The sequence below is a fragment of the Sorangium sp. So ce836 genome, assembly GCF_028553905.1.
Classification (GTDB): domain Bacteria; phylum Myxococcota_A; class Polyangia; order Polyangiales; family Polyangiaceae; genus Sorangium; species Sorangium cellulosum_D.
This window is the reverse complement of the sequence record NZ_CP102233.1, coordinates 837,773-860,639: the sequence shown is the minus strand read 5'-3', so window position 1 is coordinate 860,639 and position 22,867 is coordinate 837,773. Positions and strand designations below refer to the sequence as shown.

Below are 22,867 nucleotides of genomic sequence, written 5' to 3'. Positions count from 1 at the left end.
GTCGGCCTCCTACGCGAGGATCTTGGTGACGACGCCGGCGCCCACCGTCTTGCCGCCCTCGCGGATGGCGAAGCGCATCTGCTCCTCCAGCGCGACCGGGGCGATGAGCTCGATCGTCATCGTGATGTTGTCGCCCGGCATCACCATCTTCACCCCCTCGGGGAGGTTCACCGTGCCGGTCACGTCCGTCGTCCGGATGTAGAACTGCGGCCGGTAGTTGGTGAAGAACGGCGTGTGGCGCCCGCCCTCCTCCTTCTTGAGGACGTACACCTCACCGGTGAACTTCGTGTGCGGCGTGATCGACCCGGGCTTCGCCAGCACCTGGCCGCGCTCGATCTCTTCCTTCTCCACGCCGCGGAGCAGACACCCGACGTTGTCGCCCGCCTGCCCCTGGTCGAGCAGCTTCCGGAACATCTCGACGCCGGTCACGACCGACTTCTTCGTGTCCTTGAAGCCGATGATCTGCACCTCGTCGCCGACCTTGATCACGCCGCGCTCGATGCGGCCCGTGGCCACCGTGCCGCGGCCCTTGATCGAGAACACGTCCTCGACCGCCATCAGGAACGGCTTGTCGATGTCGCGCACCGGCTCGGGGATGTAGCTGTCCAGCGCGTTGAGCAGCTGCTGGATCGTCTCCTCCCACTTCGGGTCGCCCTGGAGCGCGGGCAGCGACGCGCCCCGGACCACCGGCGCGTTGTCGCCGTCGAACTTGTACTTCGACAGGAGCTCGCGGACCTCCATCTCGACCAGGTCCAGCATCTCCGGGTCGTCCACGGCGTCGCACTTGTTCAGGAACACGACGATGTGGTTCAGGCCGACCTGCCGGGCGAGCAGCACGTGCTCGCGCGTCTGCGGCATCACGCTGTCGAGCGCCGACACGACGAGGATGGCCCCGTCCATCTGCGCCGCGCCCGTGATCATGTTCTTGATGTAGTCGGCGTGCCCGGGGCAGTCGACGTGCGCGTAGTGGCGCTTCTCGGACTCGTACTCGACGTGCGCCGCCGCGATGGTCACCGTCTTGGTCTCGTCACGGACCGTCCCGCCCTTCGCGATGTCGGCGTACGAGATCGCCTTCGCCAGCTGGCGCTTCGACTGCACCTTGACGAGCGCGGCCGTGAGCGTGGTCTTGCCGTGGTCGATGTGGCCGATGGTGCCCACGTTCACGTGCGGCTTCGTACGAGTGAATTTCTCCTTGGCCATCGAGATGTCTCCTGCCGAAATGAAGTTCGCGACTGCGTTGCGCTGTCCTCGCTGGAGCCCACCATCGGGATTGAACCGACGACCTCGTCCTTACCAAGGACGTGCTCTGCCAACTGAGCTAGGTGGGCAAACGACCGACCACGGAGCGGGCGACCGGGTTCGAACCGGCGACGTTCAGCTTGGAAGGCTGACGCTCTACCAACTGAGCTACGCCCGCGGGGTTCCGCCGGGAGTGTTCCCAGCGGATCTACTTCTTGGTCGGACCGCTGTCGGAGCGAACGACCGCTCCGGTGGAGGGTGATGGATTCGAACCATCGTAGGCATTGCCGGCAGATTTACAGTCTGCTCCCTTTGGCCGCTCGGGCAACCCTCCAGATTTTCTCTCTTTTCTCTATCTTACCGCGTTTGTCCGTCCCGTGGCCTCCCGAACCGTCGACCTGCTGCCTTGCATCGGAGCTGGCGAGGGGACTTGAACCCCTAACCCCCTGCTTACAAGGCAGGTGCTCTACCGATTGAGCTACGCCAGCGACATCGACCCGCTGCTCGCCCCCGGGGCTCCGGGAGGCGTGCGTGCTGACCTAGCGATATGTCCCAAGATCGATCACTTCTGTACGAGCAATCAACTCCCGGCCCTGCTGGACCGTCAGCCTGCGCGGCTCGGGGCATCCCGGCCGGGCTGGACCGCAGCGAGGTGGAGCAGCTGGTGCTGTTCACGTCGCTCCGAAGGTAGACGAGTCCCGCGAAGGGAGGAGGCTCTTAGCCCCCTGCAAGAGACGTGTCAAGCGGTGTGCATCGTTTTCGTCCCGTTTTCGTCCGTTTCGCTGGAATCGGCTGCGAAAGCGCGGGGCAAGCGCGCCGTCGAGCTGCGGCGGGCCGGAGCTCCCGCCTCGTCCGGCAGCGCCGATCTCGCTCGAGTGACGACCGTTTTCAAGGCGGACGTCGCGCCCAGCGCGAAGCGGCGCGGCGCGGGAGCGGCGCGGGCTCGATCCAGACCTTCGCCGCCGGGCACGGCGGCGGGGGCCCAAGCCGCACGATGGCGCCGCGCCGGCACGACGGCGAGCCCGCGCCGCACCGTCGTCGCGCCGCGCCCTCCGGAGCACGACGCCGTCGCGACGCGCGGCGCGCTCCGGAGCACGACGCCGTCGCGACGCGCGCGCTCGCGGGGAGCCACGGGAGGCGAGCGAAGGCACGCTAGGGCACGCGAAGTCGCGGGAAGTCGCGGGAAGTCGCGGGAAGTCACGGGAAGCCACGGGAAGTCACGGCAGACGCTCCGTGGCCGCGCCTCGGGCGAGCAAGAGCTCCCTTGCGCTCGGCGCGCGGCTGCTGCGATCCTGCCCGGCGCACGTTCGCTCGAGCGCGCAGCGGAGCAGCGCCGGGCGTCGTCGCGGTTCGTCACGCTTCGGGGGGTAGAGGTTCGATCGCATGGACTGTCCCGCTTGCCATCAGCCAAACATCGATGGGGCGCGCTTCTGCGCCACGTGCGGCGCGCTCCTCCCTGTCGCGCCGGTGGAGGCAGACCCGCTCATCGGCACGATCGTGGGCGGCCGGTTCCGGATCGTCGGGGTGCTCGGCGAGGGCGGGATGGGCCGCGTCTACAACGGCGAGCAGCCGATGGGGACCTCGGTGCGGAAGGTCGCCATCAAGACGCTCCTCTCGCAGCACGCGAAGGACCCTCAGGTGGTCGCGCGCTTCATGCGGGAGTGCGGCACGGTCAGCGAGCTCGAGCACCCGAACACGATCAAGGTCTACGACTTCGGGCAGACGAACACCGGGGAGCTCTACATCGCGATGGAGCTCCTCACCGGGCAGTCGCTGGAGACGGCGCTCGAGCGAGGCGGCGCGCTGGCGCCCGAGCGGGTCGATCGCATCCTCGCGCAGGTGTGCGGGTCGCTCCAGGAGGCCCACGAGAAGGGGATCGTCCACCGCGACCTGAAGCCCGCCAACATCTTCCTGACCAGGCGCGCCGGCGAAGAGGACTACGTCAAGGTCCTCGACTTCGGCATCGCGAAGCGCGACGAGCGCAGCGCCAAGGCCGAGCAGAAGCTGACGCAGCAGGGGACGGTGCTCGGGACGCCGCCGTACATGAGCCCCGAGCAGTTCACGGGCAAGGAGCTCGACGCGAGGAGCGACATCTACTCGCTCGGCGTGCTGGCCTACGAGATGCTCACCGGGCGCCTGCCGTTCGAGGCCGACACCCCGTGGGCGTGGGCGACGCAGCACATGACGGCGCAGCCGTTCCCGTTCGAGACCGTGCCGATGGGCGCCGCGGCCCCGGCGAAGATGAAGGCGGCCGTCATGAGGGCCCTCAGCAAGAACCGCGAGGACCGCCAGCAGTCGGCGCGGGAGTTCTACGAGGAGCTCACCATCGGCGCCGGGCCCCGCCTCTCGGTGCTCGGGACGCCGCCCCGCACCCAGGTCGGGCTCGAGGCCCCGACCAGCGGGACCGCGCTGATGCCGTCGCGCTCGGGTCAGACGCAAATCGGCGAGCCGCTGTTCGTCGCGGGGCCGCCCACGGGACCGGGCAAGACCGTCGTCCCCCACCACGCCGCCACCGTGATGGACCAGGCGGCGCTGCCGGGGGGCGCCGTGCCGGCCCACCCGCCCGTGAACACGGGCAGCGGTCAGGTGTTCCCCGCGCCGCCGCCGCCGCCGGTGCAGAAGAGCAAGACGGCCCCGATCCTCGCCGCGGTCGCGGCCGTCGCGGTGCTCGGCGTCGTGGGCGTCGTCATGATGACGAAGGGGGGCAGCGGGGGCGCGACCGAGGAGAGCACGTCGACCGCGATCCCCCTGCCCTCGGGCGCATCGTCCGTCGCGCCGCCCGTCTCCGTCGCGTCGGACCCGACCGTGGCCCCGCCGACGAGCGAGCCCTCCACCCCGGAGCCCCCGCCCGAGCAGGCGGGTCAGGTCAAGACGCCCCCCGACCCCACGAAGAGCACGCCGACCCCGACCGCCGGGCCCAAGACCCCGCCCGCCGGCAACGAGAAGGCCGAGCAGGAGTGCAGGGCCGCGATCAACCTGGCGAACGGCGGCAACACGGATCTCGCGGTGAAGCGCTTCGCGGCCTGCGACGGCCCCAGGAAGGCCGAGGCGAGGGCCGCGATCAGCGCGAGCGCCAAGCGAGCCGTCGCCTCCAAGGGGTGCGCGGCCAAGTCCCACGCCATGGCTGCCGCGCGCATCGGGGCGGGTGAGGCGATGTCCCAGCTGCCGGCGCGGTGTCAGTGACCATGCCGCGCGGACGTGGCCGACGTGGCGAACGCGGCGAGACGAACGTGGCGAACGGAGCGGCGCGGGTGCGACGGCTGTGGACGATCGGGCTCAACGCCGGGCGGGTCCGGTCTGTTCCAGGCTTGCCTTGACGCCCGATTTTGACCGATGCTAGATCCTGCCCCGACGGGTTCTGAAAGTTCAGTGAACGCCACAACCTGGCTTGGTAGGTTGGCGCTTGACTTTGGAACATGGGGGAGAAGGTCGCTCACGGGAAATGGGCAGTAAGATTCGTTTGGCCGCGCCTCGAATGACCTGGCGCGACATATGTCGATCCGAACAGTTTGCTGGGCGATGGATCGCCCTTGACAACGTCCGATACGTTCAGGGCGGCTGTCAGCCGGCCGAGGCCGACGTCGTGGACGCCGACGACGACCTGGCCGACTTATGCGCGCGGATGCGCGAAGCCGACCGTACGGCCTGTGCGATCCTCTTCGTCGAGGAGGAGGCCGGGGTTCCGTCACAGGTCCAGCGACTGCCGCAGCTCTGGCGCCGCGTCGCGCACCACTGACCGGTCACAACCACATCATCCAACCCGCGACCTGACGTAGCGAGCGCTTCCGGAGCGACACAGCGCGCCGGGCACGGCTCGGCGAGCTCAGCTCCTGGAGCTCGCCGCGGTGGCAGTGGTGCACGCGCGCCAGCGCCCGCCTTGGCGGGTCGCCCCCGGGGCCGCCTGGATCTGCGCCGGCGGAGCCCGGCTGGGCGACGACGACCGGCTACTTCAGGATCGGCTTCAGCAGCGTCTTGCCGTCCTTGACGACGACGTCGTAGTCCACCGACTTGGCCGGGTTCGTCGCGCGCAGCTTCGCAGCCTGCGCGCGGAGGCTCTCGGCGAGGCGCTCGTAGGTGACGCCGGCCGTCGATTCCCGCGCGGCGCGCTTTGTCTCGACGTACTTCGCGTAGATCTGGCGCAGCCGTTGTTCCGGGAGCTCGTCGTCGCGCGCGGCCGATCGCTGCGGGGGCGGCCCGGGCCGCGGGCGCGCCGCGGGGTCCAGGCCGGCGCGCGCGGCCTCCGGCGGGCGCGACGACGCGCGCGGCGCCGCGTGCCGCGCTCCGCCGCTCGCCGTACCCGTGTCCGCCGCAGGCGGCGCGGTGGAGCGACGGCGCCGGCTCGGCGGCGGTCGCTCCGAGTGCACGCGGTCCTGCCGCTTCGCACCAGCGCCCCTCGCCTCGCCAGCCGCCGCGGTGGCGGGCGGCGCTGCGGCTGCCGGCGCTGCGGCTGCCGGCGCCTTCGCGGCGCCCGGAGCCGATGCGGTCGGCGGCGCTGCGGCTGCGGCTGCCGGCGCCTTCGCGGCGCCCGGGGCCGACGCGGCTGCCGGCGCGGCCGCAGCGCTCGGCGCAGCTCGGATGGGCAGCGGTGGCGGCGGTCGCTTCGGCGGAGCAGCCGGCGGCTCGGACGCGACGTCCGTCAGGGCCCCGGGAGACCCGGCGGCGACCGCCGCCGCGTCGCCGGTCTTGGCGCTCTGCGCGCGCTGAGCGCGCATCTCCGCCGCGAGCTCGGCCAACCGCTGGCGGTTGGCGGCGCCCGCCGCGGGCGGCGCCCGGTCGGCGGCGGGGCGCGCGGGGGTCCTCACCCCCGCTGGCGCTGCCTCGGTCGGCTTCGCTTCGGCCGGCTTCGCCTCGGCCGGCTTGATCTCCGGCGGCTTCTGCTGGGGCCTGGTCAGGCCGAGCCCCCGGGGCAAGCCCCCCAGCGGGGCCGGCTTCACGGCCGCCGCCGCTTGCGGCGTGGCGGGCGGCACCAGGGCGGGGCGCACCTGCGGGCCGGCGGGCGCCGGGGCCGGCGGCGATGCGATCGGCGGCGCGACGGCCTCATACGGCGAGGCCTCCTCGGCGGCCAGCTCGACCGGCGGCTGCTTGCGCGACGGCGACGCGGCGGGCAGCGGCGGCGGCGCCAGCGTGACCGCCTCGTCGTCGACGTCGATCTCCTCGTGATCGTCGGTGTCATCGCGGCGGGCTGCCTCGCGCGCCGCCTGCTGCTCGGCGAGCTCCGCGTAGCGCTCCGCCCGCTTCCGGCCGACGATCGTGAGCGCCTCCTTCGTTCCGACCCGCTTCGCTGCGCGGATGACGTCGCGACGGTATGTCCCGTTCTCGATCTCGCGCGCGATGCGGCCCCAGTACTGCTGGAACGTGTTGTAGCGCTGGAACAGCATCTGGAACTTGAACCGGAGCCCGGTGTTCCTGATCTGCTCCCGCCGCATCACCCAGATGCGGCGCTCGACGTCCTTGCGCGGGATGAGCGGCTCGATCCGCTCGATCCCCATGAAGTACTGCTCGTACAGCGCGCGCAGCCGCTCGATGCGCGTCTCCAGCTCCTCAAGCTCCCGTTCGACCTCGCTCGATTCCATCGCGGCTAGAGGGGCGTGATGCGCAGGTTGTCGAAGCAGACTGGCGCATCCCAGTCGTTGAAGCCCAGGTGCTCGTGCCCAGGGCCGGAGAGCGGCGCGGGATCGCTGAGCTCCAAGGTGTCGACGCCGTTGACCGACCAGGAGAGCGTCCTGCCGTCGCGGCGCTCGATCCGGAAGCGGTACGGCTGCCCCGGCGCGACCGGGCGCGCGCGCTCGTCGTCGCTGTCCGGATCCACGTCGATCTCGAGGCGATCCGAGCCGTGCTCGTCGAGCCGGGCGAGCACGTGCTTCGTGTTCTTCCATCCGCCGAGGATCACGAGGTAGCTCGTCGCGTTCGTGTAGCTCGCCGCCGTCGCGCCGCTCCGTCCATCGCCCCAGAGCTCCGCCTTGAGATCGCCGTCGGGGGCCTCGGCGATGGCGTCGAACTCGATCCGAGCGTTCTCGGGCAGCGGCCGTCTCAACCACACGCCGCGGTTCCGCGCGCCGCGGACGCAGAGCCGCCCCTCCTCGATCTTCCACTTGGGGCTGAGGGCGTTCCAGTCGGGGCCGAGCGCCGACCGGTCGAAATCGTCCTCGAACACCCCCGCGCGCTGCGCCCCCTGGACGCCGCCCGCGACGATCGACGCGGAGGTCGAGGCCGCGACCGTCCCGGCTGGCCGCGCGCTCGTGTCGCCGGTGGCCGGACCCTCGGGCACGCACGACGCGCTCACGAGCAGCGAAGGCACGGCGAACACGCTGACGGTGGCACGGCCAGAGAGCACGGAATCGATGCTAGCAGCGGTGCGCGCGGACTTCGAGACCGCTGGCGGACGCCATCGCCGGGAGGGAGTCGAGCCTGCGCCGCGCCGCCAGTCCGGGCGCATGGCGATCGCCCGACGCGGCCGGACCGGCGTCCGAAAGCGCCTTGGCTCGCCGCGTCATGCCCGAGAGACGGCGCTTGATGGGCTCCAATCCCGGGCGTAAGGAGAGGCGCCATGCATCCCATCCTGTTCCGCGTCCCGCTGCCCGTCTGGACCGTGCCCCTGCTCTGGGTCTTCCTGATCGCTGCGGGCATCGCCTTCGCGGGCGCGATCGGGCTGCTCATCGGCAAGAACAAGCCAGGCGCCGCTGCGGCGGGCGTCGCGGGCGTCGTGCTCGCCGTGCTCGCGTCCCAGTTCAAGGAGCAGACCTACACCCTGGGTCCGATCCCCATTTACAGCTACGGGGTCATGCTCGGCCTCTCGCTCGTCGTCGGCTGGTACCTGACGCTCGGGCTCGCGGAGCGCGACGGCCTGCCGAAGGAGACGATGGCGAACTGCTACGTCGTCACCGCGCTCGCCGCGGTCCTCGGCTCGCGCGTGCTCTACATCCTCACGAACCTCGACGAGTTCGACTCGTTCGGCGCGATGTTCGACATCCGCCGCGGCGGGCTCGTGGCGTACGGCGGGTTCCTGGGCGGCTTCCTGGGCTCGTACCTGTTCCTGCGGTCCCACCGGCTCCCGCTGCTCCCCTGGGCCGATGTCGCCGTCCCGAGCCTCGCCTCGGGCCTCATGATCACGCGCATCGGCTGCTATCTCTTCGGCTGCGATTTCGGCCGGCCGCTCGGCGAGACGGCGCCCGCCTGGCTGAAGAAGCTCGGCACGTTCCCCCACTGGGCCGAGGGCACGCTGGACCACGGCAGCGGGTCCCCGGCGTGGGTGCAGCACGTCAAGGAGCGCGGGCTGGATCCGACCTCCGAGGCGTCGCTCGCCGTGCACCCGACGCAGATCTACGAGTCGCTCGTCGGCGCGGGGCTGCTCGCGCTGCTGCTCCTCGCGCGACGGCGGCAGAAGTTCCGCGGCGAGATCTTCCTGCTCTTCACGTTCTCCTACGGCGTCTGCCGCTACCTGCTCGAGCTCCTGCGCGACGACGCGGAGCGCGGCTCGATCCCGCCGACGCTCCCGGAGCACGTGCTGCTCCCCGCCGGCCTCCTCGTCTTCGCCGTGGGGTACACGATCGGGTTCTCCCACGTCATCCGCAACGACGTGGCGCGCAAGGTGACGCAGGCGCTCGCCTTCGTCCCCGCGGTCGCGCTGTACCTCGCCCTCAAGCCCGAGACGTTCGGCGCGTCCACGGCGCTCCAGTACTCGACCTCCCAGGCGGTCGCGCTGGCGACCGGGCTCGGCGCGTCGATCGCGTTCGCGGTCTACTACAAGGCCGCCCTGGACCACCCGGAGCAGGCGATGGCGCTCCACCTCCCGCAGAGCCAGCCCGCCGCCGACGACGAGGGCGATGACGAGGGCGATGAAGAGGACGATGAGGACGATGAAGAGGACGACGCGCCGGGCGACGGCGACGACGAGGAGGGCGCGCCGAGCGAGAAGCGCGGCGCGAAGGCGAAGGCCGGCGACAAGCCGTCGCGAGGGAAGCGCGGCAGCGCGAAGGACGGAGGCCGGGCGACGGCCCGCGAACGCGGCGCCGCTGCCGAGGCGCCCGACACAACCGGAGAGGCATAGGCTGTGAAGATCGCATTCGGAGAGGGCAAGCTCATTCCGGCCGTCGTGCAGGATCGGCTGACTGGACAGGTCCGGATGCTCGCGTACATGACGCGCGAGTCGCTCGCCCGGACGCTGGAGACGGGGCGCGCCACCTTCTTCAGCCGATCGCGCGGCGAGCTCTGGGAGAAGGGGGCGACGAGCGGCAACACGCTCGCCGTCACGAGCATTCACGCCGATTGCGATGGGGATGCGCTCCTCGTGCTCGCGGAGCCGCGCGGCCCGACGTGCCACACGGGCAGCGCGAGCTGCTTCTTCCGGCAGGTCGAGGCCCGCGGCGACGCCGAGCCGGAGGCCGCCGACGAGGGGCAGGACGCGTCCGCGGTGCTCGAGTCGCTCGAGCGGGAGATCGAGGCGCGCAAGGCGTCGTCGGCGACGAAGAGCTACACCCGCAAGCTGCTCGACGGCGGCGCGCCGCTCATCGGCGCGAAGCTGCGCGAGGAGGCCGGCGAGCTCGCGCAGGCGATCGCCGGGGAGAGCGACGATCGCGTCGCGTCGGAGGCGGCAGACGTCATCTACCACCTGCTGGTCGGAGTCGCGTCGCGCGGCGTCCCGCTGCGCGCGGTCCTCGCCGCGCTCGCGGCGCGCATGGGCACGAGCGGCCTCGTCGAGAAGGCGCAGCGGGCGCAGAAGGACCGGGCGGGAGCGCCGTGACGCGCCGCCGTCTCAGGGCGGCGCGGGCGGGGGCGCGGGCGTGGCCGCCGCGCATCGCGTGAAGCCCTCGGTGAGCTGCGGCGAGGCGTCGGACCGCACCTCGCCGCAGCTCGCCATCGCGTAACAGGACCGCCCCGGTCGCGGCGGCGCAGGCGAGGGCGAAGCTGCAGGCGGCCATGCGCTTCACGCGCCGAGCGTGTAGACCGTGAAAAGCGGGCGCAATCCGCCGTGGCCGCTGCGCCGCGGCGCGCCCTCCGCGCCGGCGAGGGATGGGCTATCCTGGAGGCGTGAGCCCGTTCCGTGAGCCGCCCGGCGTCGAGCTCGGCCCGCTGGAGGTCGGCCTCGGGCGCGCGGCGCGGCGAGCGATGGTGGGCCTCATCCCGAGCGGCGGAAGGCTGATCGCGCCCGACGGCTACGCGCGGCTCATCCAGGGCGAGGGCGGCGCCTTCCGCTGGCGGTCGCATGCGGCAGGCGCGCTGGGCTCGCTGGGCCTCTTGCTGGCGGCCGCCTGCGCCTTCGTCGCGGCGACCGGCGGCATCAGGCTGCGCGGCGTCGGTGCGACCGCCGCGACGGTGGCGCTCGTGATCGCCGGAGGGCTCTCGCTGGCCGCGGTGCTGCGCGCCCTCGATGCGCCGCGCGAGCGGCTCACCGTGCGCGGCGCCGTGGTCGGCAGGGCGGCGAGGCGCGCGCTCCGCAGCGCATTGCGCCTCGCCCGCCAGGCGGCGCGCGCGCCGGAGCGGTTCGGCCCCCGCCGCGTCGCCGCGCTGCGCAGGACGCTCTCCATGCTCGCGGATCCGCTCGTCGCCGACTGGATCCCCGCGGACGTGCGCGGCCGCGCGGAGCTCCTCCTGGCCCGCGCCATCGCCGCGAGCGCCGGCGCGCGCTGGACGCGCGACGCCGGCGTCCGCGACGAGGTCCGGTCGCTGCTGCTCGCCGCGGCCGATCACCTGCTCGAGCCGACGCCGGCCCGGCTGGATCTGCTCACGCTGGCGGAGCACACCGAGGCCGCCCCGATCTCGCGCGAGCCGCGGCGGCAGCAGCGCGCGCCCGCCGCGGCGCGGATCCGCCGCGGGGCGCCGTCGCCCGAGGCCCCTCCCGGCGACGACGCCGCGGACGCCGCGTCGCTCGCCGAGCTCGACGCGGCCGAGCCCGCCGGCGGAGGAGAAGGCCGTGCTATGGTGCGCCGTTGACCGGTGCCCCGCTGAGCGATGCGTCGTCGAAGGGTGCGTCGCTGACGCCGCAGCAGGCTCCGGCGGTGTCGCGGCGATCCTGTGAATCCTGCTCGATTCCGGAGCGCGTCACGCTCCCCGGCCATCCCCCTGCCCCCTGTGCTCCGCCGCGCGCTCCTCGCGCTCTGTAGCGCGCTGCTCGTGGGGTCGCGCCCGGGCCCTGCGCTCGGTCAAGGCGCGGAGGCGGCCGCCGGCGCGGGGACCACGGCCCCCGAGCCGGCGCCTCGCGCGGCGGCGCGCCACCGCGCGGCCGGGCTGTCCGCCGGCGCGACGCCGCCGGAGAGGCACCGGGTCCGGTACACCCTCGACGGCATCGAGATCCGCGGCAACGTGCGGACCGCCGCGCGCGTGATCCTCCGCTACGTCAGGTTTCGCGCAGGCGGCGTGCTCGACGTCGAGGATCCGGAGATCGAGCTCACGCGCTACCGCCTCCTCGGGACCGGGTTCTTCGCGTCGGTCGGGCTGTCGCTCCGCAAAGGGGCCGAGCGTGGGAGCGCGACGCTCGTGATCGACGTAGTCGAGCGCAACACGTTCGTCGTGCAGGACCTCTGGCTCGGCATCGCGGCCGACGAGGACACGGCGGGCAACGCGCGGCCGCTCTCCGCGTTCACCGGCGTGCAGGCCGCCGAGACAAACCTCGCGGGGACCGGGATCACGCTCGGCGCCGGCGTCGGCCTCGCGGCGGACCAGCTCGCCCTGAGGACCCGCTTCGTCGATCCCGCCTTCGTCGGGACCCGCTGGTCGGCCGCGGTGACGGTGCTCTACAACGACGCGCGCGACTTCTTCGGCAACCGGGACGTCTCGTTCGAGTCCCCGCTGCTCGAGCAGCGCGAGGTCACGGGCTACGCGGTCGTCGCCTACAAGCGGTTCGGCGCGACGCTCGGCACGGGCCACGACGTCTCCTCCTCCTCGCAGCTGTCGCTCGACTACCACCTCGAGCAGATCGACGCGACCGTGCCCACGGTCGCCTCGCATATGCGCGGAGACCGCCGCGAGCCCATCGATTTCGACATCCTGGGCGGCAAGACGGTGCTCTCGTCGCTGCGCGCCGCGATCGACTACGACACGCGCGACGCGCCGTTCCTCACCACGCGGGGCACGCTCGCCTCCGTCGCCGTCACGGTGGGCGTCCCGCCGCTCGGCAGCGACTACGGCTACCAGAAGTTCGAGTTCGCCGCGCAACGCTGGTTCCGCCTCCCGATGCGGCACGTGCTCCGCGTCGAGGCGTTCGCCGGCGCCGTCGCGGGGGACGCGCCCTTCTTCGAGAAGTTCTACGTGGGCGACCTCACCGATCTCCTGCCGGATCGGCTGCTCGACCTCGCCCCCGATCGCAGGCAACCGCCGAACTTCCTCAGCACGGACATCATCGAGGTCCGGTACGGGGACTTCGCCGCGAAGCTCGAGGCGGAGTACCGGATCCCGGTCTACGCAGGCCGCGGCTCGATCTACGGCGTCGATCTCTTCGGCGCCGCAGGCCTGTACGGGCTCGCGACCCGCCGCGAGTTCACCGATCCGCCGACCGGGTACGAGGGCTTCGCCCGCGTGCCCGTGGACATCACGTACAACCTCGGTCTGCGGGTCGACACGGCGGTCGGCGGCGTGACGCTCGCCTTCTCGAACCTGCTCGGGCTGATCCCGGCGCGCCGCGGTGAGCGGAAATGACCTGCCCTGGCGCAGGCCGCGGCGCGGCGCGCTGGCTCTGGATCGCGCTGCTCGCCGCGCTCTCCCTGGGCGCGCGCCGGGCGACGGCCCAGGAGGGGCCCGGCGGTGCGGACGGCCGGCAGGGGACCAAGGAGATCGCCGACGCGGACGCGCAGCAGGCGCTCGGCACGCCGGCCGCGCTGCCCATGCGCGTGGCGAGCCTCTCGCTCGACAAGACGATCGTGCAGCTCACCGTCGGCTTCCGCGACGTGGTCGACGGCGAGATCTCGAAGAAGCTGCTCAGCGGGCTGCCGACCGTCATCACGATGCGCGGCTATCTCTTCCACGAGAGCGGGGGCAACCCGGTCGCGCTCGCCGCCAAGAGCTGCCGGATCGTCTACGACCTCTGGGACGAGGTGTTCCGGATCCAGCTGATCCAGGCCGGAGGTCAGTCGAGCACGGTCGCGGTCAACGTCGAGGGCGTGCTCCGCAACTGCGCCGAGGCCCGGAGGCTGCCGCTCGTGGAGCGGTCGCTCGTCCGCGACGGCAACCGCTATTTCGTGGCCGTGCTCGTCGAGGTGAACCCCATGAGCGCCGAGATGCTCGATCGCATCAAGCGGTGGGTCACGCGCCCGCCCGGCTCCACCGCGATCGGGCCCAGCGACTCGCTGTTCGGCTCCTTCGTCGGCCTGTTCGTGACGCGCATCGGCAACGCCGACCGGAGGCTCGTGTTCCGCACGCAGGCCTTCCTCCCGCCGGCTCCGCCGCCGAGCCCTCCCCCGCCGCCCCAGAGCCCCCCGAGCCGCTGAGGCGCGGCGCGCTCGCCCGCCGTCACGGCGCAGCGCCGCCGCGTCCGACGCTCGACAATCGCTGCGCGGCCAGCCCCGGTTCGTGTCTACTCCACCCCCATGCGCCTCTTTCCCATCGCGCTCGACCTCAACGGCCGGCGGGCCCTCGTCATCGGCGCCGACGGCGAGGTGCCCTACACCGTGGAGCGGCTCCTCGCGGCGGGCGCCCGCGTCTCCGTCGTGGCGCCGGGGCAGGTCGACGCGTCGATCGAGCGCGCCGCCCAGGAAGGGCGGCTCGAGCTGCACCGGCGGCCGTTCGCGGACGGCGACCTCGCCGGCGCGGCGATCGTGTTCCTCGCGCCGGGCGACGACGCGCTCTCGCGACGCCTCTACCGCGAGCTCGCGGACGCCGGGCGACTCGTCTGCACGCTGGATCGCCCGGAGGTGTCGAGCTTCGCCAACCCTTCGGTGGTCTCCGCCTCCGGACTGACCATGAGCTTCAGCAGCCACGGCGTCAGCCCGGGGACGATACGGCGCATCCGGGAGGATCTCAGCGCGCTCTTCTCGGATCCCCGGTTCGCGCGCTACATCGAGGCGCTGCGGCGGCTCCGCGAGAGCCTCCCGCGGGGCGCCGAGCGGGCCGCGCGCATGCGGAAGGCCACCTCGGGCTTCGGCGTGGAGGCGAGGCTGCGGTTCCCTGCATGGGTGGAGCGCGGCGACGAGCCTTGATGTCCGGAGATGCCGCGGGCCGGGCCGGGGGCGCCGCGAACGAGGGGGCGCGCGGTCCCCCGATGGACGCGAAAACCCTTGTGTAAAGCGGCCTTCAAGGCTTAAGTGGGCGCCCACGCGACACTATCCGCGGAGGAGGGCTTACGGTATGCGTTCACGATCGGGCCGGCTGACGATGTTGACCTCGGCGGCGATGGTCTCTGGGCTCCTGACGCTGACGAACGTCAGCCCGGTATCTGCGCAGACGGCGCCGCCTCCGGCGGGCAAGCCGGCCGCGCAGGCGCCCGCCGGGGCCGCGCCGGCGCCCGGCGCCACGCCGCCCGCCGCCGGCGCCACGCCGCCCGCCGCCGGCGCCACGCCGCCCGCCGCCGGTACGCCCGCGACGGCAGCGCCCGGAAAGACCGCCGAGCCCGCGGCGAAGGTGACCACCACCAAGCCGAAGAAGCCGCTGACGGAGAAACAGAAGAAGGAAGAGGCGAAGAAGCTCTACAAGGAAGCCGAGGCCAGGTTCGAGAAGGGCGAGTACGCCGTCGCGGCCGACCTGTACCGCCAGGCGGACGAGCACGTGCCCGGCGCCGCGCCGAAGTACAAGCTCGCCCTCTCGCTCGACAAGCAGGGGCTCGCGGCCGAGTCGGTCGCGGCGTGGCAGGCGTTCCTCGACTCGAAGCCGGACGCGGAGAAGTTCAAGGACAAGATCACCGAGGCGCAGGGGCGCGTCGAGGCCCTGAAGAAGACGCCGGCCAAGGTGAAGGTCGCGACCGTTCCGGAGGCGCCGCCAGGCCTCAAGATCGCGATCGACGGCGTGGCCCAGACGGGCACTGAGCTCTCGGTCCCGCCCGGCAAGCACACCCTCACCGTCTCGGCCGAGGGGTTCGCCGACGCGAGCCAGGAGCTCGAGGTCACCTTCGCCGAGGCGCGCGAGGTCAGCGTGGCGCTGACGCCCAAGCCGCCGGAGCCGGTCGCCGCGACGCCGGCGCAGCCCCCGGCCCCGCCGCCGGCCGCCGAGGTGCCCCCGGCGCAGCCGCCGCCGCCTGCGCCGGTGACCGAGCCGCGCTCCCCGGTGCCGGCCTACGTGACCCTCGGGCTCGCCGGCGCCGGCGTCGTCGTCGGGACGATCTTCGGCATCCAGGCGCTCGGCGCGAAGGGCGACTTCGACGAGCAGCCGACGACGAAGAACGCGGATCGCGTCGACCGCTTCGCGCTCATCTCGGACATGTCCTTCGCGGTGGCGCTCACGTTCGGCGTCACCGGCGCGGTCCTGCTCCTCACCGATGACGCGCCTGCCGAGCCGAAGGCCGCTGCTGCGAGCGCGAAGAAGAAGGCGTTCGTCACTCCGTACGTCAGCCCGACAGGCGGCGGCGCCGCCGCGCGGTTTACCTTCTAAGGGGACTACACCATGTGGAAGAACCAGTACCTTCTCGCGATGGCGCTCTGCGCCGGCGCGCTCTCGACCCTCGGGATGGGCTGCGAGCTCATCGCCACGGTCGACCGCTCGCGCATCCCCGGGGACGACGGCGTCACCGACGGGTGTGCTGACGGCACGAAGAACGGCGACGAGACCGACATCGACTGCGGCGGCCCCACCTGCCCGCAGTGCGAGCTCGCCAAGGCGTGCACGGCGAAAGAGGACTGCGCGAGCGGCTTCTGCGCCGACGGCGTCTGCTGCAACGCCGCGTGCGGCGCGGAATGCGACGCCTGCACCGCCGCTCTCAAGGAGTCGGGCGAAGAGGACGGCTCGTGCGGCCCCTCGAAGGCCGAGTCCGAGTGCGGCGAGGCGACGTGCTCCGAGGGCGTCCAGACGGCCCGCGGCACCTGCGACGGGACGAGCGTGGAGTGCGCGCCCGGCGAGGAGACGTCGTGCGAGACGTTCGCCTGCGATCCGGAGGCGAACGCGTGCTTCTCCGAGTGCTCGGAGGACACGCAGTGCGCCAAGTGCCACGTCTGCGATGGGGAGACCTGCTCGCTGGCCCCGGCGGGCACGCCGGGCCTCGGCTGCGAGGACGACCAGGCGTGCGACGCCGCGGGCGAGTGCAAGGCCGCGAACGGTCAGGAATGCACGGACGCGGCCGACTGCGGCAGCGGGATCTGCGTCGACGGCGTCTGCTGCGACACCGCCTGCGACTCGGCTTGCCAGGCCTGCAACGTCGAGGGGTCGGCGGGCACGTGCTCGAACGTCCCGCTCGGCGCCGAGGACGGGATGGACTGCAGCGACATCAACGTCTGCGACGGCGAGGGCGCTTGCAAGCTGGCGGAAGGCCAGAGGTGCGCCACGGACGACGAGTGCGCGAGCGGCAACTGCCTCGGCACCGTCTTCACCTGCGACGAGATCGCGACCCCGGATCCCTGAGCTCTCCCCGGCTCCCGCCGGGCTCCCCGCGGAGCCCGGCGGAGCTCACGCCCCGAACGTCCCTCGCGCGCGCGCGCTGCTCGCCTCGGCCCCGGCGCCGGAGGTCGGGCCGAGCACCGTCATCGACTCGGCTTCCCCGTCGAACAGGCCGCCGTCCTCCTCCGGCTCGCCGCCTTCGGCCTCCGCCTCGTAGGCGGGCACCGTCGCGGCCTCCTCCCAGCGGCTCTTGAGCCGATCCGCGAGCTTCGCGAGCAGCTCTCGCGTCGTCTCCCGGTCCGTGGCGGACAGGAGCACCGCGTCCGGGTGCCCGAGCAGCAGCCGCCGCCCCTCCTCCGGGGCGATCAGGTCCGCCTTGTTGAACACGAGGATGCGCGGGATGCCGATGAGATCGAGCTCGGTCAAGAGCGCCTCGGTCGTCTCGATGTGCTGATCGCGCGCGGGATCGCTCGCGTCCACGACGTGGAGCAGGAGGTCGGCGTCGGCGGCCTCCTCGAACGTCGCCCGGAAGGCGGCGAACAGGTCCTTCGGGAGCTCCCGGATGAAGCCGACCGTGTCGGTGATCACCACCTCGCGCTCCTCGGGGAAGCGCAGCCGCCGCGAGCGGGTGTCGAGCGTCGCGAACAGCTTGTTCTCGGCGAGCACGTCGGCGCCGGTCAGCGTGTTCAGCAGCGTGCTCTTGCCGGCGTTCGTGTAGCCCACGATCGAGACCACCGGCACGCCGAGCCGGGCGCGGCGCCGGCGGCGCTGCTCGCGCTGCCGGGAGAGCCGCTTCAGCTGCGCCTCCAGGAAGCTGACGCGCTCCTTCGCGCGGCGGCGCCCGATCTCGAGCTTCGTCTCGCCGGGACCGCGCCCCCCGATGCCGCCGGTCAGGCGGGACAGGGAGTCGTCCTTCTGCCCGAGGCGCGGGAGCGTGTACTTCAGCTGGGCCAGCTCGACCTGGAGCTTGCCGTCCGACGACTCTGCGCGCTGGGCGAAGATGTCGAGGATGAGCTGCGTCCGATCGAGCACCTTGAGGTCCGTGTGCTTCGCGATCGCCGACGCCTGCGACGGGGTGAGATCCCGGTCGAAGACCAGCGTCTCCGCGTCGAGCTCCGAGGCGCGCAGCACGACCTCGTCGAGCTTCCCCTTGCCGAGCACGAGCCGCGGATCGATGCGGTCGCGCAGCTGGAGGACCGTGTCCGCGACGTCGACGCCGGCGGTCCCGGCGAGCTCGGTCAGCTCGCGCAGGCTCTCCTCGGCCCGCGCGAGCGCGCCCGCCTTGGCCTTCTCGGCGACGTGCACGAGGATCGCCCGGCCGTCCTTGGCCGAGACCGATCGCGTGCGCGAGCGCTTCGCGAACTCGTCCTCGAGCGCCTGGATGAGCGCGCCGAAATCGACGTCGGCGCGGCCGACCGCGACGGGGCCCACGGTCCGGTACGGCAGCTCCGCCTTCCCGCGGCCGTCGCCGCCCTCGTCGTCCACGGTCACCGTGACCGCTCCCTTCCCGTGGACCGGCACGTTGTACGCGTACTGGAGGGTCCGCGGCTCTCCCTGCGGGGAGAGCTGCACGGCCGCGATCAGATCGAGCCGGAGGCGGACGAGGTCGACGAGGTCGTCCCGCGTGAGCGGCTCGTTGAAGAGGTGCGTGTGGACGAGCCGGAGCGCCCTGAAGCGCCCCTGCGCGGCGCGGAGGCGCCCGATGTCGGGCAGCATCAGCCGGGTCGCGTCGCCGACGACGACGTAATCGATCTCGCCCGAGCGGTGGACCAGGGCGCCGACCTGGCGCCCCGTCTCGTGCGACGCTTCGGCGAGCGCCTTGATGAGCTCGGGCGTGGCGATGCTGGCGAGCGGGACCTTACGGCGGTAGATGCGCTCGAGAGTCTTGGTGGCGAGGGGGCTGAGTCCGGTGGTGTTTCCGTAGAGGGTGGGCATTCGATGGTCGAAGGGGAGTGTTGCTCCCGCTCATTCATAACGCACGCAGGGCCGGTCCGCGACCTGGTCCGCCGCGGATCTCGCGTGGTTCGCGCCTTTTCTCGTCGCTCGCCTCCATCTCCCCCTCCCCTTCCAGCGTCCCCTTCCCCGCGCTTCGCGTCTCCCGCCCGCGCGCGCCTCCACGTTCCTGTAGAGGCCGCGGCCGAGCCGTGGCAACGCTGCCCACGATGGCCATCCTGACCCCCCTCTCGCTCGCAGATGCCCGCCGCATCGGCGCGCTCTACGGCCTCGAGGTCGCCGACGTCCGCGGCCTCCTCGCCGGGAGCGTGAACTCGAACTTCGCGCTGACGCTCGCCGACGGTCGCGGGCAGGTCTTCCTGCGCATCTACGAGGAGCAGCAGCTCGGCGCCGCCTCGCGCGAGGCGCGCATGCTGGCGCACCTCGCGGCCGGCGGCGTGGCCACGCCGCAGCCGCTCCGGCGCCAGGATGGAATGTCCGGGTCGGAGCACACCGCGTTCATTGCAGAGCACGCCGGCAAGCCGGTCGCGCTGTTCCCGTGGGTCGCGGGCGACTCGCTCTGCCAGGCGCGCGTCACGCCCGACGCGGCCCGACGCGTCGGCGCGGCACTGGCGCGGGTCCACGTCGTCGGCGCGTCGTTCGAGGGGGCGAACGCGAGCCGGTTCGACCTCGACAGCCTCGACCAGCGGCTCCAGGGCCTCCGCGCGCCCGCGCGCCCTACCGGCGAGGCCGCCGCGGCCCTCCCGCCCGACGTGGCCGCCGCGGTGGACGAGCTCACCGGCCGGCTCCAGCGGATCCGCGCCTCGGCGCCGCGGGCGCCCGGGCCCGAGACGCTGATCCACGGCGATCTCTTCCGCGACAACGTGCTGTGGCAGGGCGGCGAAATCTCGGCGCTGCTCGACTTCGAGAGCGCCTCGCGCGGCAGCGCCGCCTTCGATCTCGCCGTCACGATGCTGGCGTGGTGCTACGGCGACGACCTCGACCCCGACCTCGCGGCCGCGCTCGCCGCCGGCTACACGTCGGTGCGGCCGCTCTCAACGGAGGAGCGCGGCCGGCTATTCCACGAGAGCTTGGTCGCGGCGCTGCGGTTCTCCATCACGCGGATCACCGACTTCGAGCTCCGCCCGAAGGGCAGCGGCGTCTACAAGGATTTCCGGCGCTTCCTCGCGCGGCAACGGACGATCGAGCGCCTCGGCCCGGAGGGGCTCCTCGCGCTGCTGCGCGTCTGATCGCGACCGCTCGCGTCATGACCGCGCCTGTGTTGCGCCCGCTCTCGTCCGCTCGCGTCCGATTCGGGTGTGCGCGATGGTCGCCTCGTGATTTTGCGTGAAGTTCACGGCGCCGGGCGAGGGCGGCGTTGCGCGCCCGCGGCCCGACCGTTACCTTCGCCGGATGGCACAGGTCGGAACGCTCGATTTCAAGGGCTTCATCGAGAGACGGAAGGGCCAGCGCGCGGGCGGCGGGGACGGCGCCGGCAACGCGTACGCCTACGTGTCCGATAAGAACACGCGGCTCGCGTTCGAGAAGATGCGTCCGGTCGAGCTCGCCGTGACCGCCGCGGTCAGGCTGTTCAAGACGGTCGGCAAGAACGAGCTCCTCGGCCACGCCGTGAAGGTCGGCCCCGCGCAGTTCCCGCGCGTCCACAAGCTCGCGGTCCACTGCGCCGAGACGCTCGGGATCGCGACCCCGACGCTCTACATCGTCAACAGCCCCACCCTCAACGCGGCCACCTACGGCACGAACGACGACTCGTTCATCATGGTGCACTCGGCGCTCGTCGACCATTTCACCGACGACGAGCTGCTCAGCGTCATCGGCCACGAGTGCGGCCACATCCACAACAGCCACGTCGTCTATCTGACCGCGATGCACTACCTGACGCGGATGGCGTCGGTCTTCGTGAAGTGGATCGTCGGCCCGGCGATGCTCGCGCTCTCCGGCTGGTCGCGCCGGGCCGAGGTCACCTGCGACCGCGCCGGCCTGCTCTGCGCGAAGAGCCTCGACGTCTCGACGCGCGCGCTCACCAAGCTCGCGCTCGGCTCGACAAAGCTCTACGAGGAGCTGAACCTCGAGGCGTTCATCGCCCAGCACGACGAGGGCAAGGGCGGCATCGGCCGGTTCGCCGAGTTCACGGCCAGCCACCCGTGGCTGCCGAAGCGCGTCCTGGCGCTCCGGGCCTTCGCCGAGAGCGAGCTTTACCAGCGCCACGCCGGGCTCGGCGCGGGCGGCCTCTCGATGGAGGAGGTCGACGAGAAGGTGCACGAAGTCATCAAGATCTGGGGCTGAGGGGCTCGCTCCTCCTGGCTACCGACCCAAGGCCGAGGTCAACGCACATGCTCGAATCCTTCCACAGCCGCAAAGACGACGTGACCGGGGCGCTCCGGGAGCTCGCGGAGTTCGCCGAGGGCCTCGGCGCGAAGAGCGTCGGGACGCGCATCACGAACGATCTCGTGAAGAAGCTCGAGGCCGACAGGTTCCACCTCGTCGTGGTCGGCGAGTTCAACCACGGCAAGACGACCTTCGTGAACGCCCTGCTCGGCGCCTCGATCCTCCCCGTCGGCGTGACGCCCACGACGGCGGTGATCCACCACCTCGAGTACGCGGCCGAGCCGCGCGCCGAGGTGGTCTACGCGTCGGGAGAGCGCGCGGGCCTGCCCTTCGAGGACGTGCGGGCCTTCACCGTCGGCGGGGAGCGCTCGTCGAGCGCCGGCGAGGTCAAGTTCCTCGAGGTGGGGTACCCGGCCGAGCTCCTGCGCGAGCGCGTCGTCCTCGTCGACACCCCCGGGGTGAACGACCTCTCGCTGCAGCGCGCGGACATCACCTACAGCTACATCCCGCGGTCCGACGCCGTGCTGTTCCTCATCGACGCCGGCCAGCCGCTCAAGGAGAGCGAGCGCGTCTTCCTCCAGGACAAGCTGCTCGGGCAGTCCCGCGACAAGATCCTCTTCGTCGTGACGAAGCGCGACATCTGGAGCCACGACGAGGAGGCCGAGGCGCTCGCCTACATCCGGGGCGAGCTCGGCAAGCTCGTGAAATCGCCGGTGGTGTTCCCGATCTCGAGCGAGCGGGAGCTGGAGGGCGACCGGGCCGGCAGCGGCATGCCGGAGCTGCTCGATCACCTGACCCGGTTCCTCGCCGAGGAGCGCGGGCGCATCCTCCTCGACAACGCGCTCGGCGAGGGCCTGGAGTCCGCGCGGCTGCTCGGCAAGGGCGTGGACGCGCGGCGGCGGGCGACCGCGATGTCGCGCGACGAGCTCAGCCGCCGCATCGAGATGATCGAGAAGGACCTGGCCGGCCAGTCGCGCACCATCGAGGAGCGGCGCGCCGGCATCCGCGAGGAGGTGAGCGCCATCCGGGCGTGGGTGCGCCGCGACCTGGACCGCTTCGTCGACGACGTGCTCCGGCAGCTGCCGGCGATCATCGACGAGGCCCACACCGACGAGATCAAGGTCTACCTCGGCGCCTTCCTGGAGCGCACCTTCGCGGAATGGGCGCAGGCCGAGACGAAGGAGATCGCCACGGCGCTCGAGACGCTCGCCGAGAAGACGATCGCGCTCGTCCGCGAGGACGCGCACGACGTGGCCAAGCGGGTCAGCGAGGCGCTCGGGGGCGACGTGAAGACGCCGAACGTCGAGGTCGACACGTTCGGCTACGACGTCGGGGTCTTCGCGCTCTTCACGATCGGCCTCGGCGTCATGTTCACGAACGCCCTGCTCGGCGGGATCCTGGCGCTCGCGGCGCCGGTCCTGGCCGTGTACGTGAAGGAGAAGGTCGAGGCCGAGACCCGCAAGAAGGCGAAGGAGATGGCGCCGAACGCCCTGCGCGAGGCCGCCACCCGGATCGGGCCGAAGCTCGACGAGATGATCCAGGAGTTCGCGAGCCGCCTCGACGCGTGGGTGGTCACGGCCGGCCAGGAGCTGCACCGGGAGGTCATCGAGGTGCTCAAGGCGGCCCGCGAGGAGCGGGTCCGCGCCGAGCCGAGCAGCGAGAGCCAGCTCAGGGCGTGCGACGACCAGGCGGAGGCGCTCAAGGCGCTGACGGCCCGCCTCGAGGGGCTGCGCAGCGCGCTCTGGACCGTCGAGAACGGCGAGAGCAAGCCGATCCCCCCGCCCGTGTCCAGCGTGCCCAACGCGCCCGGCGGCTCGGCCTGAACTCGGCTTGAGCGAGCGCACGCCTCCTGACACGGGGGGAGGCGCCGCCCGGCCCGGCCCCCTCGGCCGGGCGC

General features: G+C 72.3%; 17 protein-coding genes and 4 tRNA genes. 13 read left to right on the top strand and 8 right to left on the bottom strand.

From position 1 onward, the window contains the following. Window positions 1-9: 9 nt before the first annotated feature. The 5 genes from tuf to NQZ70_RS03250 all read right to left on the bottom strand — a co-directional run bounded on the left by tuf (window position 10) and on the right by NQZ70_RS03250 (window position 1,727). The gene (tuf, locus tag NQZ70_RS03270) at window positions 10-1,200 is read right to left on the bottom strand and encodes an elongation factor Tu (protein ID WP_129344884.1); all 1,191 of its coding nucleotides are present in this window, start codon (window positions 1,198-1,200) and stop codon (window positions 10-12) included. A gap of 52 nt (window positions 1,201-1,252) precedes the next feature. Beyond that, a tRNA-Thr gene (locus NQZ70_RS03265) sits at window positions 1,253-1,328 on the bottom strand. Between the two features lie 16 nt (window positions 1,329-1,344). Further along, window positions 1,345-1,417: transfer RNA gene (locus tag NQZ70_RS03260), tRNA-Gly, on the bottom strand. 74 nt (window positions 1,418-1,491) lie between these two features. After that, window positions 1,492-1,573: transfer RNA gene (locus NQZ70_RS03255), tRNA-Tyr, on the bottom strand. 81 nt (window positions 1,574-1,654) lie between these two features. Then, window positions 1,655-1,727: transfer RNA gene (locus NQZ70_RS03250), tRNA-Thr, on the bottom strand. Window positions 1,728-2,622: 895 nt separating this feature from the next. On the opposite strand from NQZ70_RS03250, the gene NQZ70_RS03245 reads away from it, so the two are divergent. Together NQZ70_RS03245 and NQZ70_RS03240 are read left to right on the top strand one after the other, a co-directional pair. Further along, the gene (locus NQZ70_RS03245; RefSeq protein ID WP_129572914.1) at window positions 2,623-4,422 is read left to right on the top strand and encodes a serine/threonine-protein kinase; all 1,800 of its coding nucleotides are present in this window, start codon (window positions 2,623-2,625) and stop codon (window positions 4,420-4,422) included. Between the two features lie 292 nt (window positions 4,423-4,714). Further along, window positions 4,715-4,975, top strand: coding sequence for a hypothetical protein (locus tag NQZ70_RS03240; RefSeq protein ID WP_207217730.1), 261 nt, complete (start codon window positions 4,715-4,717; stop codon window positions 4,973-4,975). A gap of 208 nt (window positions 4,976-5,183) precedes the next feature. Here the strand turns inward: NQZ70_RS03240 and NQZ70_RS03235 are convergent, their stop codons facing one another. After that, on the bottom strand, window positions 5,184-6,812 hold the full coding sequence (locus NQZ70_RS03235) for an MXAN_5187 C-terminal domain-containing protein (RefSeq protein WP_129572913.1): 1,629 nt from the start codon (window positions 6,810-6,812) through the stop codon (window positions 5,184-5,186). Between the two features lie 5 nt (window positions 6,813-6,817). Continuing rightward, a complete protein-coding gene (locus tag NQZ70_RS03230) occupies window positions 6,818-7,573 on the bottom strand; it encodes a hypothetical protein (protein WP_237244980.1) in 756 nt (251 codons plus the stop codon). Between the two features lie 213 nt (window positions 7,574-7,786). Between NQZ70_RS03230 and NQZ70_RS03225 the strand changes: the two genes are divergently transcribed. The 8 genes from NQZ70_RS03225 (at window position 7,787) to NQZ70_RS03190 (ending at window position 16,713) form a co-directional block, all read left to right on the top strand. Continuing rightward, the gene (locus NQZ70_RS03225; RefSeq protein WP_129572912.1) at window positions 7,787-9,286 is read left to right on the top strand and encodes a prolipoprotein diacylglyceryl transferase; all 1,500 of its coding nucleotides are present in this window, start codon (window positions 7,787-7,789) and stop codon (window positions 9,284-9,286) included. 3 nt (window positions 9,287-9,289) lie between these two features. Further along, window positions 9,290-9,979: a bifunctional phosphoribosyl-AMP cyclohydrolase/phosphoribosyl-ATP diphosphatase HisIE gene (gene hisIE, locus NQZ70_RS03220; RefSeq protein ID WP_129572911.1), complete on the top strand. Its 690-nt coding sequence runs from the start codon at window positions 9,290-9,292 to the stop codon at window positions 9,977-9,979. 287 nt (window positions 9,980-10,266) lie between these two features. After that, on the top strand, window positions 10,267-11,169 hold the full coding sequence (locus NQZ70_RS03215; protein ID WP_237244979.1) for a hypothetical protein: 903 nt from the start codon (window positions 10,267-10,269) through the stop codon (window positions 11,167-11,169). Window positions 11,170-11,250: 81 nt separating this feature from the next. Further along, on the top strand, window positions 11,251-12,870 hold the full coding sequence (locus NQZ70_RS03210) for a BamA/TamA family outer membrane protein (RefSeq protein ID WP_165373762.1): 1,620 nt from the start codon (window positions 11,251-11,253) through the stop codon (window positions 12,868-12,870). Next, the gene (locus tag NQZ70_RS03205; protein ID WP_129572908.1) at window positions 12,867-13,658 is read left to right on the top strand and encodes a hypothetical protein; all 792 of its coding nucleotides are present in this window, start codon (window positions 12,867-12,869) and stop codon (window positions 13,656-13,658) included. Before NQZ70_RS03210 ends, NQZ70_RS03205 begins: the two co-directional genes overlap by 4 nt. A 99-nt stretch (window positions 13,659-13,757) precedes the next feature. Further along, window positions 13,758-14,366, top strand: a complete 609-nt coding sequence (locus tag NQZ70_RS03200; protein ID WP_129572907.1) for a bifunctional precorrin-2 dehydrogenase/sirohydrochlorin ferrochelatase — start codon at window positions 13,758-13,760, stop codon at window positions 14,364-14,366. A gap of 148 nt (window positions 14,367-14,514) precedes the next feature. Then, window positions 14,515-15,750, top strand: coding sequence for a PEGA domain-containing protein (locus NQZ70_RS03195; RefSeq protein ID WP_237244978.1), 1,236 nt, complete (start codon window positions 14,515-14,517; stop codon window positions 15,748-15,750). Between the two features lie 12 nt (window positions 15,751-15,762). Beyond that, the gene (locus NQZ70_RS03190; protein WP_129572906.1) at window positions 15,763-16,713 is read left to right on the top strand and encodes a hypothetical protein; all 951 of its coding nucleotides are present in this window, start codon (window positions 15,763-15,765) and stop codon (window positions 16,711-16,713) included. A gap of 45 nt (window positions 16,714-16,758) precedes the next feature. Here the strand turns inward: NQZ70_RS03190 and hflX are convergent, their stop codons facing one another. Then, window positions 16,759-18,624 (bottom strand): GTPase HflX, encoded by a 1,866-nt coding sequence (gene hflX, locus NQZ70_RS03185; protein ID WP_129572905.1) that lies wholly within the window; start codon window positions 18,622-18,624, stop codon window positions 16,759-16,761. A 227-nt stretch (window positions 18,625-18,851) separates the two neighbouring features. On the opposite strand from hflX, the gene NQZ70_RS03180 reads away from it, so the two are divergent. The 3 genes from NQZ70_RS03180 (at window position 18,852) to NQZ70_RS03170 (ending at window position 22,793) form a co-directional block, all read left to right on the top strand. Then, window positions 18,852-19,871, top strand: coding sequence for a homoserine kinase (locus tag NQZ70_RS03180; RefSeq protein ID WP_129572904.1), 1,020 nt, complete (start codon window positions 18,852-18,854; stop codon window positions 19,869-19,871). A 163-nt stretch (window positions 19,872-20,034) separates the two neighbouring features. Continuing rightward, on the top strand, window positions 20,035-20,928 hold the full coding sequence (locus tag NQZ70_RS03175) for a M48 family metallopeptidase (RefSeq protein WP_237244977.1): 894 nt from the start codon (window positions 20,035-20,037) through the stop codon (window positions 20,926-20,928). Between the two features lie 47 nt (window positions 20,929-20,975). Beyond that, window positions 20,976-22,793: a dynamin family protein gene (locus tag NQZ70_RS03170; protein WP_129572902.1), complete on the top strand. Its 1,818-nt coding sequence runs from the start codon at window positions 20,976-20,978 to the stop codon at window positions 22,791-22,793. The last annotated feature ends 74 nt before the right edge of the window (window positions 22,794-22,867 follow it).

What these genes read in the sequence shown, in the direction of transcription:
- NQZ70_RS03180 (WP_129572904.1), top strand. Translation starts at nt 18,852, where the DNA reads ATGGCCATCCTGACCCCCCTCTCGCTCGCAGATGCCCGCCGCATCGGC.
- NQZ70_RS03200 (WP_129572907.1), top strand. Translation starts at nt 13,758, where the DNA reads ATGCGCCTCTTTCCCATCGCGCTCGACCTCAACGGCCGGCGGGCCCTC.
- NQZ70_RS03225 (WP_129572912.1), top strand. Translation starts at nt 7,787, where the DNA reads ATGCATCCCATCCTGTTCCGCGTCCCGCTGCCCGTCTGGACCGTGCCC.
- NQZ70_RS03240 (WP_207217730.1), top strand. Translation starts at nt 4,715, where the DNA reads ATGACCTGGCGCGACATATGTCGATCCGAACAGTTTGCTGGGCGATGG.
- NQZ70_RS03190 (WP_129572906.1), top strand. Translation starts at nt 15,763, where the DNA reads ATGTGGAAGAACCAGTACCTTCTCGCGATGGCGCTCTGCGCCGGCGCG.
- NQZ70_RS03175 (WP_237244977.1), top strand. Translation starts at nt 20,035, where the DNA reads ATGGCACAGGTCGGAACGCTCGATTTCAAGGGCTTCATCGAGAGACGG.
- NQZ70_RS03245 (WP_129572914.1), top strand. Translation starts at nt 2,623, where the DNA reads ATGGACTGTCCCGCTTGCCATCAGCCAAACATCGATGGGGCGCGCTTC.
- NQZ70_RS03195 (WP_237244978.1), top strand. Translation starts at nt 14,515, where the DNA reads ATGCGTTCACGATCGGGCCGGCTGACGATGTTGACCTCGGCGGCGATG.
- tuf (WP_129344884.1), bottom strand. Translation starts at nt 1,200, where the DNA reads ATGGCCAAGGAGAAATTCACTCGTACGAAGCCGCACGTGAACGTGGGC.
- hflX (WP_129572905.1), bottom strand. Translation starts at nt 18,624, where the DNA reads ATGCCCACCCTCTACGGAAACACCACCGGACTCAGCCCCCTCGCCACC.
- NQZ70_RS03205 (WP_129572908.1), top strand. Translation starts at nt 12,867, where the DNA reads ATGACCTGCCCTGGCGCAGGCCGCGGCGCGGCGCGCTGGCTCTGGATC.
- NQZ70_RS03235 (WP_129572913.1), bottom strand. Translation starts at nt 6,812, where the DNA reads ATGGAATCGAGCGAGGTCGAACGGGAGCTTGAGGAGCTGGAGACGCGC.
- NQZ70_RS03170 (WP_129572902.1), top strand. Translation starts at nt 20,976, where the DNA reads ATGCTCGAATCCTTCCACAGCCGCAAAGACGACGTGACCGGGGCGCTC.